At 65.8% G+C, this 15,486-nt stretch carries 17 protein-coding genes; 8 read left to right on the top strand and 9 right to left on the bottom strand.

Going from position 1 to position 15,486, the window contains the following annotated elements; genetic code table 11:
- Window positions 1–62 precede the first annotated feature (62 nt).
- From PU724_RS16335 to PU724_RS16345, 3 genes are all read right to left on the bottom strand, one after another.
- Window positions 63–1,082: a LacI family DNA-binding transcriptional regulator gene (locus PU724_RS16335; RefSeq protein ID WP_354420106.1), complete on the bottom strand. Its 1,020-nt coding sequence runs from the start codon at window positions 1,080–1,082 to the stop codon at window positions 63–65.
- Between the two features lie 48 nt (window positions 1,083–1,130).
- Entirely contained in the window at window positions 1,131–2,165 is a 1,035-nt protein-coding gene (locus PU724_RS16340; protein WP_354420107.1) for an L-idonate 5-dehydrogenase, read from the bottom strand.
- A gap of 67 nt (window positions 2,166–2,232) precedes the next feature.
- Window positions 2,233–3,180, bottom strand: a complete 948-nt coding sequence (locus PU724_RS16345; RefSeq protein ID WP_354420108.1) for a 2-hydroxyacid dehydrogenase — start codon at window positions 3,178–3,180, stop codon at window positions 2,233–2,235.
- Between the two features lie 77 nt (window positions 3,181–3,257).
- On the opposite strand from PU724_RS16345, the gene PU724_RS16350 reads away from it, so the two are divergent.
- From PU724_RS16350 to PU724_RS16365, 4 genes are read left to right on the top strand one after another with little or no spacing between them, the layout of a single operon-like run.
- Window positions 3,258–4,013, top strand: coding sequence for an SDR family oxidoreductase (locus PU724_RS16350; RefSeq protein WP_354420109.1), 756 nt, complete (start codon window positions 3,258–3,260; stop codon window positions 4,011–4,013).
- Between the two features lie 13 nt (window positions 4,014–4,026).
- Complete coding sequence (locus PU724_RS16355) at window positions 4,027–4,518, top strand: gluconokinase (RefSeq protein ID WP_354420110.1); 492 nt, start codon at window positions 4,027–4,029, stop codon at window positions 4,516–4,518.
- Window positions 4,515–5,396 carry an NAD(P)-dependent oxidoreductase gene (locus PU724_RS16360; RefSeq protein ID WP_354420111.1) on the top strand — a complete coding sequence of 294 codons (882 nt, stop codon included), beginning with the start codon at window positions 4,515–4,517 and terminating at the stop codon, window positions 5,394–5,396. The genes PU724_RS16355 and PU724_RS16360 overlap by 4 nt, the downstream gene beginning before the upstream one ends.
- A complete protein-coding gene (locus PU724_RS16365) occupies window positions 5,393–5,734 on the top strand; it encodes a hypothetical protein (protein ID WP_354420112.1) in 342 nt (113 codons plus the stop codon). Before PU724_RS16360 ends, PU724_RS16365 begins: the two co-directional genes overlap by 4 nt.
- 144 nt (window positions 5,735–5,878) lie before the next feature.
- Here PU724_RS16365 and PU724_RS16370 read toward each other — a convergent pair whose 3' ends face one another.
- On the bottom strand, window positions 5,879–6,772 hold the full coding sequence (locus tag PU724_RS16370; RefSeq protein ID WP_127310513.1) for a LysR family transcriptional regulator: 894 nt from the start codon (window positions 6,770–6,772) through the stop codon (window positions 5,879–5,881).
- A gap of 202 nt (window positions 6,773–6,974) precedes the next feature.
- Between PU724_RS16370 and PU724_RS16375 the strand changes: the two genes are divergently transcribed.
- The gene (locus tag PU724_RS16375) at window positions 6,975–7,370 is read left to right on the top strand and encodes a (R)-mandelonitrile lyase (RefSeq protein WP_292102211.1); all 396 of its coding nucleotides are present in this window, start codon (window positions 6,975–6,977) and stop codon (window positions 7,368–7,370) included.
- 25 nt (window positions 7,371–7,395) lie between these two features.
- Window positions 7,396–8,412 carry a zinc-dependent alcohol dehydrogenase family protein gene (locus PU724_RS16380; protein ID WP_354420113.1) on the top strand — a complete coding sequence of 339 codons (1,017 nt, stop codon included), beginning with the start codon at window positions 7,396–7,398 and terminating at the stop codon, window positions 8,410–8,412.
- 6 nt (window positions 8,413–8,418) lie between these two features.
- On the opposite strand, the gene PU724_RS16385 is transcribed toward PU724_RS16380, so the two are convergent.
- A complete protein-coding gene (locus tag PU724_RS16385; RefSeq protein WP_354420114.1) occupies window positions 8,419–8,946 on the bottom strand; it encodes a hypothetical protein in 528 nt (175 codons plus the stop codon).
- Between the two features lie 108 nt (window positions 8,947–9,054).
- Here PU724_RS16385 and PU724_RS16390 point away from each other — a divergent pair, with 108 nt between their 5' ends.
- Window positions 9,055–11,391, top strand: coding sequence for a response regulator (locus PU724_RS16390; RefSeq protein ID WP_354420115.1), 2,337 nt, complete (start codon window positions 9,055–9,057; stop codon window positions 11,389–11,391).
- A gap of 79 nt (window positions 11,392–11,470) precedes the next feature.
- On the opposite strand, the gene PU724_RS16395 is transcribed toward PU724_RS16390, so the two are convergent.
- From PU724_RS16395 to PU724_RS16405, 3 genes are all read right to left on the bottom strand, one after another.
- Window positions 11,471–12,325: a transglycosylase SLT domain-containing protein gene (locus PU724_RS16395; protein ID WP_354420116.1), complete on the bottom strand. Its 855-nt coding sequence runs from the start codon at window positions 12,323–12,325 to the stop codon at window positions 11,471–11,473.
- Between the two features lie 5 nt (window positions 12,326–12,330).
- Entirely contained in the window at window positions 12,331–13,581 is a 1,251-nt protein-coding gene (ispG, locus tag PU724_RS16400; RefSeq protein WP_128276313.1) for a flavodoxin-dependent (E)-4-hydroxy-3-methylbut-2-enyl-diphosphate synthase, read from the bottom strand.
- A 333-nt stretch (window positions 13,582–13,914) separates the two neighbouring features.
- Window positions 13,915–14,094, bottom strand: a complete 180-nt coding sequence (locus tag PU724_RS16405) for a YdcH family protein (RefSeq protein ID WP_006203778.1) — start codon at window positions 14,092–14,094, stop codon at window positions 13,915–13,917.
- 242 nt (window positions 14,095–14,336) lie between these two features.
- Between PU724_RS16405 and PU724_RS16410 the strand changes: the two genes are divergently transcribed.
- The gene (locus PU724_RS16410) at window positions 14,337–14,540 is read left to right on the top strand and encodes a YdcH family protein (protein WP_126057933.1); all 204 of its coding nucleotides are present in this window, start codon (window positions 14,337–14,339) and stop codon (window positions 14,538–14,540) included.
- A 30-nt stretch (window positions 14,541–14,570) separates the two neighbouring features.
- Here PU724_RS16410 and PU724_RS16415 read toward each other — a convergent pair whose 3' ends face one another.
- Window positions 14,571–15,371: an IclR family transcriptional regulator gene (locus PU724_RS16415; RefSeq protein WP_354420117.1), complete on the bottom strand. Its 801-nt coding sequence runs from the start codon at window positions 15,369–15,371 to the stop codon at window positions 14,571–14,573.
- Between the last annotated feature and the right edge of the window lie 115 nt (window positions 15,372–15,486).

Raw genomic sequence — 15,486 nt, forward strand, 5'->3', positions numbered from 1 at the left:
CCAGCATCTCTGTCGGAAAAGCCAACGGCCGGCGGGATCCCGCCGGCCGTTGCTTTTTCCAATCAAGCCGTGTGGCGTGCGATCACCTTGGGCGTCATGCCGACCACGATCCGGTCATCGGGTTCCCGCCGCCCATTGAGCAGGTCAAGCACCAGTTCGGCGACGCGGATGCCGATCTCATGCGCGCCGACGTCGATCGTGGTGATCGACGGCACCGACTGCTCGGCAAGGTCATAGGCACCGAAGCCGGCGATTGCGACGTCGTCGGGAACGCGGATGCCGCGCCGCAGGCATTCCATAAGCGCGCCGAAGGCGGAAAGGTCCGACACGCACATCACCGCCTGGGTGTCCGGCCAGCGCGAGATCATCTCGACCATGGCGGCAGCGCCCTCGCGCATCGAGATCGGCGGCACGCCGGAGGCGATGACGCGCGAGGCGTCGAGGCCGCGGTCCTGCAGCGCCGCCACGAAGCCGCGCCGGCGGTCGAGGCCGCGCGTATCGCGCGAGGTGTCGCCGCCGATGAAGCCGAGCCGCGAATAACCGCGCGCGACGAGATGATCGACCATCAGCCGCCCGGCCTCGGCGTTGGAGAAGCCGACGACGTGGCCGATCGGGTCGCTCGGCAGATCCCACGTCTCCACCACCGGCACGCCGGCATTGGCCAGCATCTTGCGGCAGCGCGGCGTGTGCCTGCCGCCGGTGACGATGATCGCTTCCGGCCGCCGCTGCAGCAACTGCCCGACCAGGCGCTCTTCCTCCTCGACATTGTAGTCGGTGAAGCCGAGCAGGATTTCCAGCCCGCTGTCGCGCAGGCCCTCGGTCATGCCGCGCACCGTGTCGGCGAAGTTGGCGTTGTTGATCGATGGTATCGTCACCGCGACGAAACCGGAGCGCCGCGAGGAAAGGTTGGCGGCGATGCTGTCGAAGACATAGCCGAGCTCCTCAGCCGCCTGCAGGATGCGGTCTCGCGTGTCGGCGCTGACCGAGGCGTCGCGCTTGAAGGCGCGCGACACAGTCATCGTCGAGACGTTGGCGCGATGCGCGACATCGGCCATGGTCGGGCGTTTGGGCGAGGACTGCATGGCCGTACGTTATCGATATCACAACGGAATGCAACGCGCCGCCGACGCTTATGCAAAGGCGATCTGGACCTTCATCGCCTGGCTTCGGTCGTTGGCAAGCTCGAAGCCGGAAAGCGCCTCGTCGAACGCCACCGTGTGGGTGATCAGCGGCTTGACGTCGATCAGCCCCTTGCGCATCAGGCCGACGCCGACGGCGAATTCCGGATGGAAGCGGAACGAGCCGTTGATCGACAGTTCCTTGGCGGTGACCGTCGACATCGGCAGCGCCATCTCGGCGCCGCCGAGGCCGAGCTGCACGATCGTGCCGCGCGGACGCGTCGCCGCGATGCCTTGCGCCAGCGCCGTCGCCGCGCCCGAGCATTCGTAGAGGATGTCGAACGTCCCCTTGTCGGCGAGATAGGGCGCCAGCCCCTCCGGATCTGTCCGCGTGTTGATCGCTTTGTCGGCGCCGGCGCGCAGCGCCATCGACAGGGTGAAATCGGCGAGGTCGACGGCGACGATCTCGGCCGCGCCCGCGCGCCGCGCACTGAGGATCGACAACAGGCCGATCGGCCCGCAGCCGGTCACCAGCACGCGCTTGCCCAGCATCTCGCCGGCCCGGCGCGTGGCGTGCAGGCAGACCGCCAGCGGTTCGGCCATCGCCGCTTCGCCGGCGCTCAATCCATCGGCCGGCACGCATTGCGGCGCGTCCGCCACCAGCATTTCGCGGAACGCGCCCTGGATGTGCGGGAACGGCATGGCGCTGCCATAGAAGCGCATGTTGAGGCACTGGTTGTGCATCCCCTCGCGGCAGTAGCGGCAGCTGTAGCAGGGCCGCGACGGCGAGACCGCGACCAGTTGGCCAGGCTCCAGCCCTCTGACGCCCGGGCCGAGCTTCTCGATCACGCCGGAGACCTCGTGGCCGAGGATCATCGGCTCCTTCAGGCGCACCGTTCCGAAGCCGCCATGATTGTAGTAGTGCAGGTCGCTGCCGCAGATGCCGCCGGCGGCAAGACGCAACAGCACCTGGCCCGGTCCCGGCTCCTCGACCGGACGGTCCTCGATGCGCAGGTCCTTGGCGGCGTGGATGACGATCGACTTCATGGTGGGCGAGCTCCTCGAGCAATACCAGGAAAAGTGGATGACGGTTTTCCGTCCGGGATTGCGTAAGCTAAAGCACCGGCGAGATGAGCGGCTGGCCGGCGAAATGAGCGGCGAGGTTGTCGCGCACCAGTCTGCCCATCGCCTTGCGCGTTTCGACCGTGCCCGAGGCATGGTGCGGCTGCAAAAGCACGTTGTCGAGCGCCAGGAACCGCGGATTGAGCTTCGGCTCGCCTTCGAAGACGTCGAGCGCGGCCGAGCCCAGCACCTTATTCTCGAGCGCGTCGAGAAGCGCGTCCTCGTCGATGTTGGAGGCGCGCGAGATGTTGATCAGCATGCCTTCCTCGCCGAGCGCCGCGATCACCTCGCCGTCGACGATGTGGCGCGTCGCGGCGGAAGCGGCAAGCGTCACGAACAGGAAGTCCGAACGCCTGGCCAGCGCGACGGGATCGGCGAGGAACTCCCAATCGGCGGCAAAGTCCTTCGGCGCGACGTCGCTGTAGGCGATTTCCATGCCGAAGCCGGCAAGGCGCTTGGCCACCTCATAGCCGATGCGGCCGAGGCCGAGCACGCCGGCCCGCCGTCCCCAGACCCGGCGCTTGAGCGGATAGAGCCCCTTCGCCGCCCAACTGCCGTCGCGTACCCAGCGCTCCGCGCCGATCATGCCGCGCGACAGGCACAGCATCATGGCGATGCCGAGATCGGCGACGTCGTTGGTCAGCACGTCCGGCGTGTTGGTGACGCGCACGCCGCGCTCCCGGCAGGCCGCAAGATCGACCGCGTCGAAACCGACGCCATAGACGGAAACGAGTTCGAGCGACGGGCAAGCCTCGATCATGGCGCGGCTGGCGCCAAGCTCGCCGCGCGTGGCAATGCCGCGCACGAGCGGTCCGACCTCGGCGAGAAAGGCCGGCTTGTCGTCGGCCGCGAAATAGCGGTGCACCGTGAAGGCTTCGTTGAGCGGCTCCTCGTCCCATGCGGGATAGGGTCCAACCTGAAGGATGTGAGGCCGCTGCATCGTATTCGCTCCACTTGACTTGACAGATGATGTTATCGATAACATAAGACGCTCAGCGACGAGAGGCAATCAGGAAAATGTCGTCCAAACTGTTCGATCTCAGCGGGCGCACCGCGCTCGTAACCGGCTCCTCGCAAGGCATCGGCTTTGCCTTGGCCAAGGGCCTCGCCGAAGCCGGCGCCAAAGTGGTCCTCAATGGCCGCGACGAAGCTAAGCTGCGTGCCGCGGCAGCGGACATTCCGGGCGCCGCGACGCTCGCCTTCGACGCGACCGACCATGATGCGGTCCGCGCCGCCATCGACGCTTTCGAGTTTGCCGGCGGGTCGATCGACATCCTGGTCAACAATGCCGGCATGCAGTTCCGCACGCCGCTCGAGGATTTTCCCGCCGACGCCTTCGAGCGCCTGCTGCAGACCAATGTCGCTAGCGTCTTCCATGTCGGCCAGGCCGTGGCGCGGCACATGATCGGGCGCGGTCGCGGCAAGATCATCAACATCGCCAGCGTCCAGACCGCGCTCGCCCGCCCCGGCATCGCGCCTTACACCGCGACCAAGGGCGCGGTCGGCAACCTCACCAAGGGCATGGCGACCGACTGGGCGAAGCACGGCCTGCAATGCAATGCGATTGCGCCCGGCTATTTCGACACGCCGCTCAATGCAGCCCTCGTCGCCGACCCGGCTTTCAGCGCCTGGCTCGAAAAGCGCACGCCGGCCGGCCGCTGGGGCAAGGTCGAGGAACTGGTCGGCGCCTGCGTCTTCCTGGCCTCCGAAGCGTCATCCTTTGTCAACGGACACATTCTCTATGTCGATGGCGGCATCACGGCTTCGATCTGATCCCCCGCCGCGCATGGTGGTCATGGGCGTCACCGGTTCCGGCAAGACGACGGTCGGCGAGGCGCTCGCCGATGCGATCTCGGCGACATATGTGGATGGCGACAAGCTGCACCCGCAGGCCAACATCGCCAAGATGAGCGCCGGCATTCCGCTCGACGATGCCGACAGGTGGCCGTGGCTGGCCAAGGTCGGCGAAACGCTGCGGCAGCGGCCCGCACCGGTCATTGTCGGCTGCTCGGCGCTGAAACGCACCTATCGCGATTTCATCACCGAGCAGGCGGGCGCGCCGGTGCTGTTCATCTATCTCGACGGGTCGCGCGCGCTGATCTCGAAGCGCATGCATGAGCGTACCGGCCACTTCATGCCCACCAGTCTGCTCGACAGCCAGTTCGCGACGTTGGAGGTGCCGGGCAAGGACGAGAATGCGATCGCGGTGACAATCGACGCGGAGCTCGATGAGATCGTCGCCGACATAGCTGACAGGCTGGCGGGAGGACCGACATGACCAACAAAGTGGCACTGATTGGCGCCGGCGCCATGGGTGGAGCGATCGGCGAGCGCCTGCTCGCCACCGGCAATCGCCTCGCCGTCTTCGACCTCGACAAGGCCAAGGTGGAAGTGCTGGTCGCCAAGGGCGCGACCGCGATGGCGAGCGCTGCCGAGGCTGCCGGCGCCGCCGACTACGTCATCCTCAGCCTCAATTCGGCGGCGATCGTGCGCCGCGCCGTGTTCGGCGATGCCGGCGTGGCTGCCGGCGCGAAGCCCGGCACGCTGATCATCGACATGTCGTCAATCGATCCCGACGCGACGCGCCAGCTGGCGGCCGACGCGAGCGACAAGGGTCTGCGCTGGGTCGACAGCCCACTCTCCGGCGGTGCGCCGAAGGCGCTGACCGGCGCGTTGACACTGATGGCCGGCGGCGAGGAGGAGGATGTCGCGGATGCCCACACCGTGCTGCGCGACGTCGCGGCCAATTACACGCATATGGGTCCGGCCGGCGCCGGCCAGACGACCAAGCTCATCAACCAGGTTCTGTGCGCGCTGAATTTCATGGCCGTGGCGGAGGCGACCCGGCTGGCGCTCGACGCCGGCGTCGACGCGCTCAAGATACCGCAGGCGCTCAAGGGCGGCCGCGCCGACAGCGCCATCCTGCAGGAATACCTGCCGCGCTTCGCCACCCGCGACTACCGCCGCACCGGCCGCATCGACAACATGGTCAAGGACCTCAACGCCGCCCAGGACTTGGCGCGGCGCACGCATACGGCGATGCCGCTGACGGCGCTCTGCGCCGAGGTGCACCGGCTGCTGACCGCCGCCGGACTGGGCGGCGAGGACCAGGCCGCACTGATGGAATTCTTCCAACGCAAAGAGGACGGCAAATGATCACGCGCTACGCACTGTTCGAAGGCAAGGTGAAGGACGGCCAGACGGAAGCGTTCCGCAGGGACGTGATCGAGACCGTCCTGCCCAAATGGAAAGCCTTCCCGGGCGCGCTCGATGTCCGCGTCTCCTTCGCCGAAAAGCGCGACGACGGCGCGCCGGAATACCCGATGATCCTGGCGATCAACTACCGCGACCTGGCGGCGGTCGACGCGGCTCTCGCCAGCCCCGCCCGCGCCGAATCGCGCGCCGCGACCGAGGCGGTGCTGTCGCGATATTTCGAGGGCCGCATCCACCACCATGTCACGATCGCCAATGAGTTTCCCCTGGCGGGCGATTGACCCCCCAATAACCGTCGCGGATCAGCGTGTAGTGTTTGAGGAAGTGGCGCCTGCCTATCTCTATCTCACGCAGCGCGAGTTCATGACCGACGAGACCATCGACGGCGGGCAGCGGCCGGTCTAGCCAACAGGCGCTCCTGCCCCTCAGCTCCGGTGCCGCAGCGCCTCGACGATCACTGCCAATGCCGGCGAGAGCTGCCGCCGGCTCGGATAGTAGAGATGATAGCCGGCGAAGGGCGGGCTCCAGTCGCCGAGCACCAGCGTCAGCCGTCCCTCGGCGATGTGGCGGCTGACAAGGCTTTCCGGCACATAGGCGATGCCTGAGCCGCTGATCGCGGCGTCGACCATCGGGATGGTTGAGTTGAAGGTGAGTTGGCCCTCCACCCGGACCCTGAGGTCGCGGCCGTCCTTGGCGAATTCCCACGCATAGAGGCCCCCAAACGTCGTCAGCCGCAGGTTGATGCAGTCGTGCGCAACCAGATCCTGCGGCGTCCTGGGCACCGGGCGGCGAGCGAAATAGTCCGGCGAGGCGACGGCCACCAGCCGCCAGTCCGGGCCGATCCGCACCGCGATCATGTCCTTGTCGATGCTCTCGCCGAGCCGCACGCCGGCATCGAAGCGCTCCTCGACGATGTTGCGCATGCCGTTGTCGCTGTAGAGCTCGACATTGAGGTCGGGATAGTCGCGCAGCATCGGCTCGAGCTTTGGCCAGACGGTCGACTGCAGCGCATGGTCGGAGAGCGTGATGCGGACCGTTCCCGACGGCTTGTCGCGAAACGCCACCAGGCTTGCGAGGTCAGCTTCGATCTCTTCGAAACGCGGCACGAGCGACTGGTAGAGCCGCTCGCCCGCATCGGTCGGCGCGACGCTTCGCGTCGTGCGCGTCAGCAGCCGAACACCCAGGCGCGCTTCCAGCTCCTTGATCGTGTGGCTGAGCGTCGACTGCGAGGTTCCGAGCTTCGCCGCCGCCCTGGTGAAGCTGCGCTCGCGCGCGACCGCCACGAACCAGAGCAGATCCTTCATGCCGTCGCGCTGCATCGCTGCCTTGTGCAAGATTTATATCAGATCTCGATAAGTCCATGCGGATTATATCGCCTATTCGAACGAGGTCGACCGCAATATGTTCCCCGCAAGTCGGCGCAGGAGGCTCTCCGGCGCGCCGGTCGGGCTCGGCCGGCTGGGTCGAAGATCCCGCAACCGCCCTGCGGCCCACATTGAACGCATCAGACGAGAGATCCCCATGGACATTATTCGCGCCGGCACGAGACCCTCCGCCAACGGCCCCTCGGACTGGTTCACCGGCACGGTCCGCATCGATCCGCTCTTCAATCCCTTCGATGCCGCGCGGGTGCAGGGCGCGCAGGTGACCTTCGAGCCGGGCGCCCGCACCGCATGGCACACGCATCCGCTGGGACAGACGCTGATCGTCGTCTCCGGCTTCGGCCGTGTGCAGCGCGAAGGTGGTCCGGTCGAAGAGATCCGGCCGGGCGATGTCGTCTGGTTCGCTCCCGGCGAAAGACATTGGCACGGCGCGTCGCCCAACACCGCGATGGTCCACATCGCGGTCCAGGAGCCCAGGGACGGCAAGACCGTGGACTGGCTGGAACATGTCAGCGACGCCGATTACGGCGCCTGATCCCGATCGAACGAAAGGAAGAAAAATGCTCGCAACCGTTCTCCACAAGCCCGGCGACATCCGCTGCGAGGAAGTCGCCGATCCGAAAATCCTTCACCCGACGGACGCCATCATCAAGCTGTCGGCGAGTTGCATCTGCGGTTCGGATCTGTGGCCCTATCGCGGGCTGCAGCCGGTGGACGGCCCGATGCACATGGGCCACGAATATTGCGGCATCGTCGTCGAGGTCGGCGCAGAGGTGCGTAACGTTCGCCCCGGCCAGTTCGTCGTCGGCTCGTTCTGCCTCTCCGACAACACCTGCCCGCATTGCCGCTTCGGCTTCCAGTCTTCCTGCGCGCAGCGCGAGTTCATGTCGGGCGCGCAAGCGCCTTACGCCCGCGTGGCGCTGGCCGACGGCACGCTGGTGGCTACCGCGGAGGTTCCACCGGCCGAACTGGTGCCTGACCTCTTGGCCGTCTCGGACGTGCTAGGCACCGGCTGGTATGCGGCCGACGCGGCCGAGGTGCGGCAAGGATCGACCGTGGTCGTGGTCGGTGACGGCGCCGTCGGCCTGATGGGCGTTCTTGCGGCGAGGGAGATGGGCGCGGAGCGCATCATCGCCATGAGCCGCCACGCAAGCCGCCAGAGACTCGCACGCGAGTTCGGCGCCACCGACATCGTGGCCGAGCGCGGCGAGGAAGGCGTGGCGCGCATCAAGGACCTTACCAGAGGGGTCGGCGCCGACTCGGTGCTGGAATGCGTCGGCACGGCCGAATCCTTCGACCAGGCGTTGGCCGTCTCGCGACCCGGCGGCACCATCGGCTATGTCGGCGTGCCGCATGACGTTTCCCTGGACGGACAGCGCCTGTTCTTCGGCCAGAAGCGCATGCTCGGCGGCCCGGCGCCGGTCCGCCGCTTCCTGCCCGACCTGATGGATCGCGTGCTCAAGGGCAGGATCAAGCCCGGCAAGGTCTTCGACCTGCAGCTCCCGCTGGCGGACGTCGCCGAAGGCTACCGCGCCATGGACGAGCGTCGCGCGATCAAGGTGATGCTTTCCGTTTAGCCGGCTTCAGTTGCCGGGAAGCACGGCCCACAGCTTGGCGGCAAAACCGCGCTTGTCGAGCTGCCACGGATTGCCGGTGACCTCCGCCTTGCCGTTCCGGCATTTGTAGGAATAGACGGCGTCGTGGCCGGTCGCGAAGGCCGGCACGACGTCGTCATTCGGGTTGGCGTTGCAGAATCCATCCGCGCCGGGATTGTCGCGCGCGGCGTTCATCCTGGCGCAAGGCAGGTTGGCGCCGACGAAGCAGACCAGCACCTTGCCGTTCATGCAGCGATAGCTGGCCTGTGCCTGCAATTCGGACTCCTGCGGCGCGGCTCTGGCGTCCGGAAACAGCTTTTTGAACGCCTTGGCTGTGCCGTCGTAGAGATCGTGCGAATAGGGGCGGATCGTGTCGTCGTTCTTCACCTGTCGGCACAATTCATGGAGGTTCGTGGTCGTGGCTGCCGCCGCGCCACTTGGGGCGGCGACCCACCAGGCGAAGGTCGACAGCAGCACAGAAGCGAAGCCGATCGCCGAAAAGCGCAATGCCCGCATTTTGAGCTCCTCAGCAAACTGCGCGGCGACTGCCGCGCGAACGAAATCTTAATGTAAATCAAGCGTAATCCCGACAATTAAAATTATGCGTATGTGTTGGGGTTGCGCATGCCGGAATATTCTTCCTTCATCCGGTCGATCCGGGTCCGTTATCTCTCGGGATTGCTGATTTTCGCGCTGGCCTCCACCGCGGTCATGTTCGCGCTCAACCGGGTCAATTCTTTCCGTCACAACGTGGACGCGCTGAGCAGCAATCTGGTCATTTTCGGCCGCGATCTGCGCAACGCCACCAATTTCGCCGAGACCACCGGCACCGCCTGGCGCGCCGAGACGCGCGATGGGCTGGTGGCGTCGGCGCGCGGCCATTCCGAGCGGCTCTCCGGCGAGATCGAGGCCTTGACCGCCCAGCTTGCCGCCATCAGGCCGCGCCTGTCGAAGAGCACCGTCAACGACCTCGATTCCACGTCCGTCAACGGCGACCTGTTCTGGTCGGCACGCGACATGGTGCGCAACTTCAATCTGATGTCGGTGGCGCAGAAGGTCGATGAATGGAGTTACCGCGAGATCCGCAACCAGAATGACCTGTTTGCCCAGCCGATGCTGGTTCGCGTCCGCACCGCGATGGACAATGAGCGCCATCTGGCCGACGCCGCCAGCGACAGGCTGCTTCTGTGGGCGAGCGGGCTGTTGTTCGCCGTGCTCGCCATCGTCGCCTTCTGGGTCTTCAGGCCGATGGAAAAGGCGATCCGCCGCGCCTTCGCCGAGACCGCCGCCTCGCTGTTCAAGGCCGAGGCGGCCGACCGCGCCAAGTCGGAATTCCTGGCCAATATGAGCCACGAGATCCGCACGCCGATGAACGGCGTGCTCGGCATGGCCGAGCTTCTGGCCAAGACCGAACTGACGACGCGCCAGAAGACCTTCACCGACGTCATCGTCAAATCCGGCAACGCGCTGCTCACCATCATCAACGACATCCTCGACTTCTCCAAGATCAATGCCGGGCAGATGATGCTCGACCCGGCGCCCTTCCGCCTGGCGGAAGCGGTCGAGGATGTGGCCACGCTGGTGTCGGCGCGCGTCGCCGAGAAGAACATCGAGCTCATCGTCCGTGTCGATCCGCGTCTGCCGTCCTTCGTCGTCGGCGATGCCGGGCGCTTCCGCCAGATCGTCACCAACCTGGTCGGCAACGCGGTGAAGTTCACCGAGAAGGGCCACGTGCTGGTCGATGTCGGCGGCGAGGTAACGGACGGCGTCGTCCAGCTCAAGGTGCGTGTCGAGGACACTGGCATCGGCATTCCGGCCGAGAAGCTGCAGAACGTGTTCGAGAAGTTCGCGCAGGTCGACGGCTCCTCGACGCGCCGTCATGAGGGCACCGGCCTCGGCCTGGCGATCGCCGCCCGCCTTGTCGACCTGATGGGCGGCAAGATCGGCGTCGAGAGCGAGATCGGGCGCGGCTCGGTGTTCTGGTTCGCCGTGCCGCTGCCGGCGCACAGCCAGGACTCGCGCGACGAGATCGTGCCGGTCGACGTCACCGGCGCCCGCGTGCTGGTCATCGACGACAACCCGGTCAACCGCGAGATTCTGCTGGAGCAGTTGCGAAGCTGGAGCTTCGACTGCGCCGCCGCCGAAAGCGGCGCCGTCGGCCTTGCCTTCCTCGATCGCGCCAGCCAGCTCGGCGCCGCCGTAGACTGCATCATCCTCGACTATCAGATGCCGGGCATGAACGGCGCCGACGTCGCCAAGGCGATTGCCGCCGACAGCCGCATGTCCGCAATCCCGGTGGTCATCCTGACCTCGGTCGACCAGGTCGATTTCGGCAAGATGGTCATCGATTTCGGCATCGCCGCGCATCTGACCAAGCCGGCGCGCTCGGCGGTCCTGCTCGGCACCGTCATCTCGGTCATCCAGAAGGCGCGCTCGCAGGTCGGCAAGGCACGCTTCGTCCGCGAGGCGGTCGCGCCGCAAGCAGCGCCCGCACCCGCCTTCACCGTCATCCGCGGTCCGGCCATGCCGGCGCCCGCCGCACCGGAACCGGCTGCCGCCGCGAACGGCCCGATCGACATCCTGATCGCCGAGGACAATGACGTGAACCAGCTGGTCTTCGGCCAGATCCTCAACGGTCTCGGCCTCAGCTACCGCATCGCCGGCAATGGCCGCACGGCCGTCGAGATGTACAGGGCGCTGCGGCCGAGGCTGATCCTGATGGATGTCTCCATGCCCGAGATGAACGGCTACGAGGCGACCGGCGCCATCCGCCAGATCGAACGGCAGAGCGGCAACCACACGCCGATCATCGGCGTCACCGCGCACGCGCTGAAGGGCGACCGCGAAAAATGCATCGAGGCCGGCATGGACGACTATCTGCCGAAGCCGATCTCGCCCGACCGCCTCGGCAGCAAGATCGGCACATGGCTCAGCGAGACGGTGGCTGTGAAGACGGCGTGATCGCCGTTGAGGAACTGGTCGCAACGATCGCCCGTCGAATTCCTTCGCGCTAGCGTCTCTGATCTTCTTTGAATGCCAGCTATCGGTTGCGCACCACCAGGCAGGCGCCGCCGACGCCGTGCAGTTTCTGGCAGATGCCATTCGCCTCGCCCCGGCTGTCGGCGCCGATCCGGACCGCGTAGATGCCGCGCCGGCCGATCGGCGTGCGCACCCGGCTGACCACCGGATCATGACTGGAAAGCAGGGCCGGGAAACGGCTCCTGACCCTCAGCCATTGGCCGACCGCGGCGCTGCGGCGGAAATTGCCGGCCACCTGCACGCCCCAGGGCTTGACGTTGATCGAGGCCATGGCAACGGTCTGCGACATGATCACCGGCAGCTTGCGGCAGGCGGCGGCAAAGCTTGCCTTGGCATCGAGCGGCTCGATCTTGCCGGCATAGGAACTATCCGAGAATTTGTCGACCGGCTCGCCCATGACGTCGAAGACATAGCTCTCGGTCTCCATCGGCAGGAAGCCGCCGGAGCCGAGCCAGCGCGACACGCGGTTCTCGCCGGCATTGTAGGCGGCGGCCGCAAGGCCGAGATTGCCGTAGCTGACCTTCATCTCGGCAAGGTATTTCGCCGAGGCAGGGATCGCCTGCTCGATGTCGAAGGGGTTGGCCAGTCCCCGCATCTTGGCCGTGCCCGGCATGAACTGGGCAATGCCTTCGGCGCCGACGGGGCTCACCGCATTGGGATCGAAGCGGCTTTCCTTCCAGATCAACCGGGCGAAGAAGTCCTTGGGCAGGCCATTGCCGACGGCATGCGCCTCGATCAGGTTGCAGACCTTGCCGATGAGCCGCTGCTTGGCCGACGGCGGCGGATCGGCTTGAGCGATTGTCACCCAGCCTGCCCCGCACAACAGGATCAGCGTCGCCCTGAGGAAACGCCGCATCGGATCTACTCTGCCGCTGCCTTGCCGCGTCCGTAGCGCTGCTCGATATAGTCGGCGACCATCTTCTCGAAATCCTGGGCGATCGACGGGCCGCGCAAGGTCGCCGCCTTCTTGCCGTCGACGAACACCGGCGCCGTCGGCGTCTCGCCGGTGCCGGGCAGCGAAATGCCGATATCGGCATGCTTGGATTCGCCCGGACCGTTGACGATGCAGCCCATCACCGCGACCTTGAGGTTTTCCACGCCGGGATACTTTTCGCGCCACACCGGCATGTTCTTGCGCAGGTCGGCCTGAATGTTCTGGGCCAGTTCCTGGAATACTGTGGACGTCGTGCGGCCGCAGCCGGGGCAGGCCGCGACGATCGGCACGAACTGGCGAAAGCCCATCGTCTGCAGCAGTTCCTGCGACACCTGCACCTCGCGGGTGCGATCGCCGTTCGGCTCCGGCGTCAGCGAGATGCGGATGGTGTCGCCGATGCCTTGCTGCAGAAGGATGCCCATGGCGGCGGACGAGGCAACGATGCCCTTGGTGCCCATGCCGGCCTCGGTCAGGCCGAGATGCAGCGCATGGTTGGAGCGGGTGGCAAGCTCGGCGTAGACGGCGATCAGGTCCTGCACGCCGCTGACCTTGGCCGACAGGATGATCTTGTCGCGGCCAAGCCCGATCTCCTCGGCCATTTCGGCCGACAGGATCGCCGACTGCACGATCGCCTCGCGCGTCACCTCCTGCGCGGTCAGCGGAAAGCCCTGGGCCTGGTTCTCGTCCATCAGTCGCGTCAGTAGCTCCTGGTCGAGCGAGCCCCAGTTGACGCCGATGCGCACCGGCTTGTCGTATTTGATCGCCATTTCGACGATCGCCGCAAACTGCCTATCCTTCTTGTCCTTGAAGCCGACATTGCCGGGATTGATGCGGTATTTGGCCAGCGCCTCGGCGCAGGCCGGATGATCGGCGAGCAGCTTGTGGCCGATATAGTGGAAATCGCCGACCAGCGGCACATTGATGCCGAGCCGCGCCAGCCGGTCGCGAATGGCCGGCACGGCGGCGGCACTTTCATCGCGATCGACGGTGATGCGCACAATCTCGGAGCCGGCGCGGTGCAGCGCCGCGACCTGGGCGACGGTCTGGTCGATGTCGGCGGTGTCGGTGTTGGTCATCGACTGCACGACGACCGGCGCGCCGCCACCGACGACCACGCCGCCGACGGAAACGCCGACCGATGTCCGGCGCGGGAAGGGAGAGGAAAAATATCCGGTCATGCCGGCTGCCTTTTGCTCAGAGCAAAGCGTGCTCAAGGGTCCGGGCATGAGGTGGAGGAGCAAAGATGGCTTGTCAATGGCAACGGGCCAGCGGAAGCCGCAAATTGGCGGGGCGGCGATGCGACCGTTGCGCACCGCGATGGCCGACTGCCGCCCACCCGCATGCCGAGATGAATGGCGAGAACGGTCCGATATACGGCGCCCGAGGCACGCGATCCGCATGCCTGAAGCCGTGGGAACCTTTATCGGGATAAAGAAGGAAACATCTCCGGCGACAGGCTGCCACCGGAGAGATGATCGCACCGAAGGCGGCGCGGCTTTGTTAAAGGAGCGTCAGTGCGTCGTCGGTTTCGCCTTCAGCTTTTCAATCTCGTCCTTGATTGCCAGCTTGCGCCGCTTGAGATTCACGATTTCGAGGTCGTCGACCGACGGATGGTTCATCGCATCGGTGATCTCGCGCTCGATGTCACCGTGTTTCCGCTGCAACTCATCAAGATGGGATGCAAGAGACATGATTGGTTCTCCCTTTCATGATTTTCCTCGATTGCAGCCGCCAAAATGCGCCCACCGCCAGTCCGCATCTGTGACAGCACGATGACACTCTGCCACCAACCGATCCCGATGTCGAATGCCGCGTGGTAGCATTCCACGACAATGTGAAATGTGATATGAGCGGCCCGCCGGTTGCAAAATCCCACCGGCCCCGCCCAATCAGGCCCATCTCTTGGGCGCCGCAGACGTGCAGACGGTAGAGAATGTCCGAACAGGAACAGGCCGAGATCCGGCTCGAATTTTCCCGCCTGAAGCAGGAACACGCCGATTTCGACGCCGCCATCAATGCGATGATCGCCACCGGCTGCGACCCCCTGCAGATTCAGCGCATGAAGAAGAAGAAACTCTTCCTCAAGGACCGGCTGATGGCGCTGGAAGACCGCATCATCCCCGACATCATCGCCTGACGCGCGGCCGGGCGTCCCGGCCCGATCGGCTCACGCCGCGATCGACAGCCGTGCCGCGCGCTCGCGCAGCAGAGCGATGAGTTCGGCTGTCCGCTCCTCGGATGTGTCTATCGGAACGACAAGGCACATCGTTGCCTCGACCTTGCCCAGCGCCGAAAATACCGGCGCTGCCAGGCACTTGGTGTAGGCGTCGACGAGCCCGGAGGTCACGCAATAGCCGGTGGCCCGCGCCTTGCCGATGTCGTCGATGAAATCGTCGAGCTTGAGCTTGCGGCCATCCGGCAGGATGAGGTCGGCCTCGGATACCATGGCTTCGATCCGGTCCCGGTCGAAGCCCGCAAGCAGCAGCCTGCCGGAAGCGGTCCAGGGGAGCGGTATCTGCAGGCCGGTGGCCGAGCTGATGCGGAACGGCCTCGTGCCGGGACTGGAATGGATGATCGTGTAGCGGCCGCTCTGCAGCATGCACAATTCGGACGTTTCGCCGGTCTCGTGCGAAAGCGTGTCGACCTCCTGCCTCCCGCGCCGCAGCATGTCGTTGCCGCGCATATAGGCCATTCCATAGAGGTAGAGCTTCTTGCCGAAATAGACCCGGTTGCCGTCGCCGGCCAGCTCCAGCAGCCCGGCGTCGACCAGCTCGCGCACCAGCGTGTAGGTCGTCGATCGCGGCGCGTTCACCCCCTTGGCCAGCTCGCCTATGCCGATCGCGCGCTGGGTGGCGTGCAGGAAGTCCAGAATGTGCAGCACCCGGTTGAGGCCCTTCTCGCGTGAGTTCGCGGGCTTCTCCTCGTCCGTTCCGGTCTGCCACTCCGCGAGAGTTTCGCCATCTTGCATTGTCGATTCCTGGTGTTAGTATTGTCTTGTACAGGATACACGCGTCTCTTGTAAGAGACAATCGCCTTGTCGATCACCGACGCGTGTATCGCTCGTCCACTGGGGAACACAACAC

This window comes from Mesorhizobium abyssinicae (assembly GCF_049887195.1).
Taxonomy (GTDB): domain Bacteria; phylum Pseudomonadota; class Alphaproteobacteria; order Rhizobiales; family Rhizobiaceae; genus Mesorhizobium; species Mesorhizobium abyssinicae.

Excerpts from the sequence above, each read along its gene's own strand:
- PU724_RS16335 (WP_354420106.1), bottom strand. The coding sequence starts at position 1,082 with ATGCAGTCCTCGCCCAAACGCCCGACCATGGCCGATGTCGCGCATCGC.
- PU724_RS16340 (WP_354420107.1), bottom strand. The coding sequence starts at position 2,165 with ATGAAGTCGATCGTCATCCACGCCGCCAAGGACCTGCGCATCGAGGAC.
- PU724_RS16345 (WP_354420108.1), bottom strand. The coding sequence starts at position 3,180 with ATGCAGCGGCCTCACATCCTTCAGGTTGGACCCTATCCCGCATGGGAC.
- PU724_RS16350 (WP_354420109.1), top strand. The coding sequence starts at position 3,258 with ATGTCGTCCAAACTGTTCGATCTCAGCGGGCGCACCGCGCTCGTAACC.
- PU724_RS16355 (WP_354420110.1), top strand. The coding sequence starts at position 4,027 with ATGGTGGTCATGGGCGTCACCGGTTCCGGCAAGACGACGGTCGGCGAG.
- PU724_RS16360 (WP_354420111.1), top strand. The coding sequence starts at position 4,515 with ATGACCAACAAAGTGGCACTGATTGGCGCCGGCGCCATGGGTGGAGCG.
- PU724_RS16365 (WP_354420112.1), top strand. The coding sequence starts at position 5,393 with ATGATCACGCGCTACGCACTGTTCGAAGGCAAGGTGAAGGACGGCCAG.
- PU724_RS16370 (WP_127310513.1), bottom strand. The coding sequence starts at position 6,772 with ATGCAGCGCGACGGCATGAAGGATCTGCTCTGGTTCGTGGCGGTCGCG.
- PU724_RS16375 (WP_292102211.1), top strand. The coding sequence starts at position 6,975 with ATGGACATTATTCGCGCCGGCACGAGACCCTCCGCCAACGGCCCCTCG.
- PU724_RS16380 (WP_354420113.1), top strand. The coding sequence starts at position 7,396 with ATGCTCGCAACCGTTCTCCACAAGCCCGGCGACATCCGCTGCGAGGAA.
- PU724_RS16385 (WP_354420114.1), bottom strand. The coding sequence starts at position 8,946 with ATGCGGGCATTGCGCTTTTCGGCGATCGGCTTCGCTTCTGTGCTGCTG.
- PU724_RS16390 (WP_354420115.1), top strand. The coding sequence starts at position 9,055 with ATGCCGGAATATTCTTCCTTCATCCGGTCGATCCGGGTCCGTTATCTC.
- PU724_RS16395 (WP_354420116.1), bottom strand. The coding sequence starts at position 12,325 with ATGCGGCGTTTCCTCAGGGCGACGCTGATCCTGTTGTGCGGGGCAGGC.
- ispG (WP_128276313.1), bottom strand. The coding sequence starts at position 13,581 with ATGACCGGATATTTTTCCTCTCCCTTCCCGCGCCGGACATCGGTCGGC.
- PU724_RS16405 (WP_006203778.1), bottom strand. The coding sequence starts at position 14,094 with ATGTCTCTTGCATCCCATCTTGATGAGTTGCAGCGGAAACACGGTGAC.
- PU724_RS16410 (WP_126057933.1), top strand. The coding sequence starts at position 14,337 with ATGTCCGAACAGGAACAGGCCGAGATCCGGCTCGAATTTTCCCGCCTG.
- PU724_RS16415 (WP_354420117.1), bottom strand. The coding sequence starts at position 15,371 with ATGCAAGATGGCGAAACTCTCGCGGAGTGGCAGACCGGAACGGACGAG.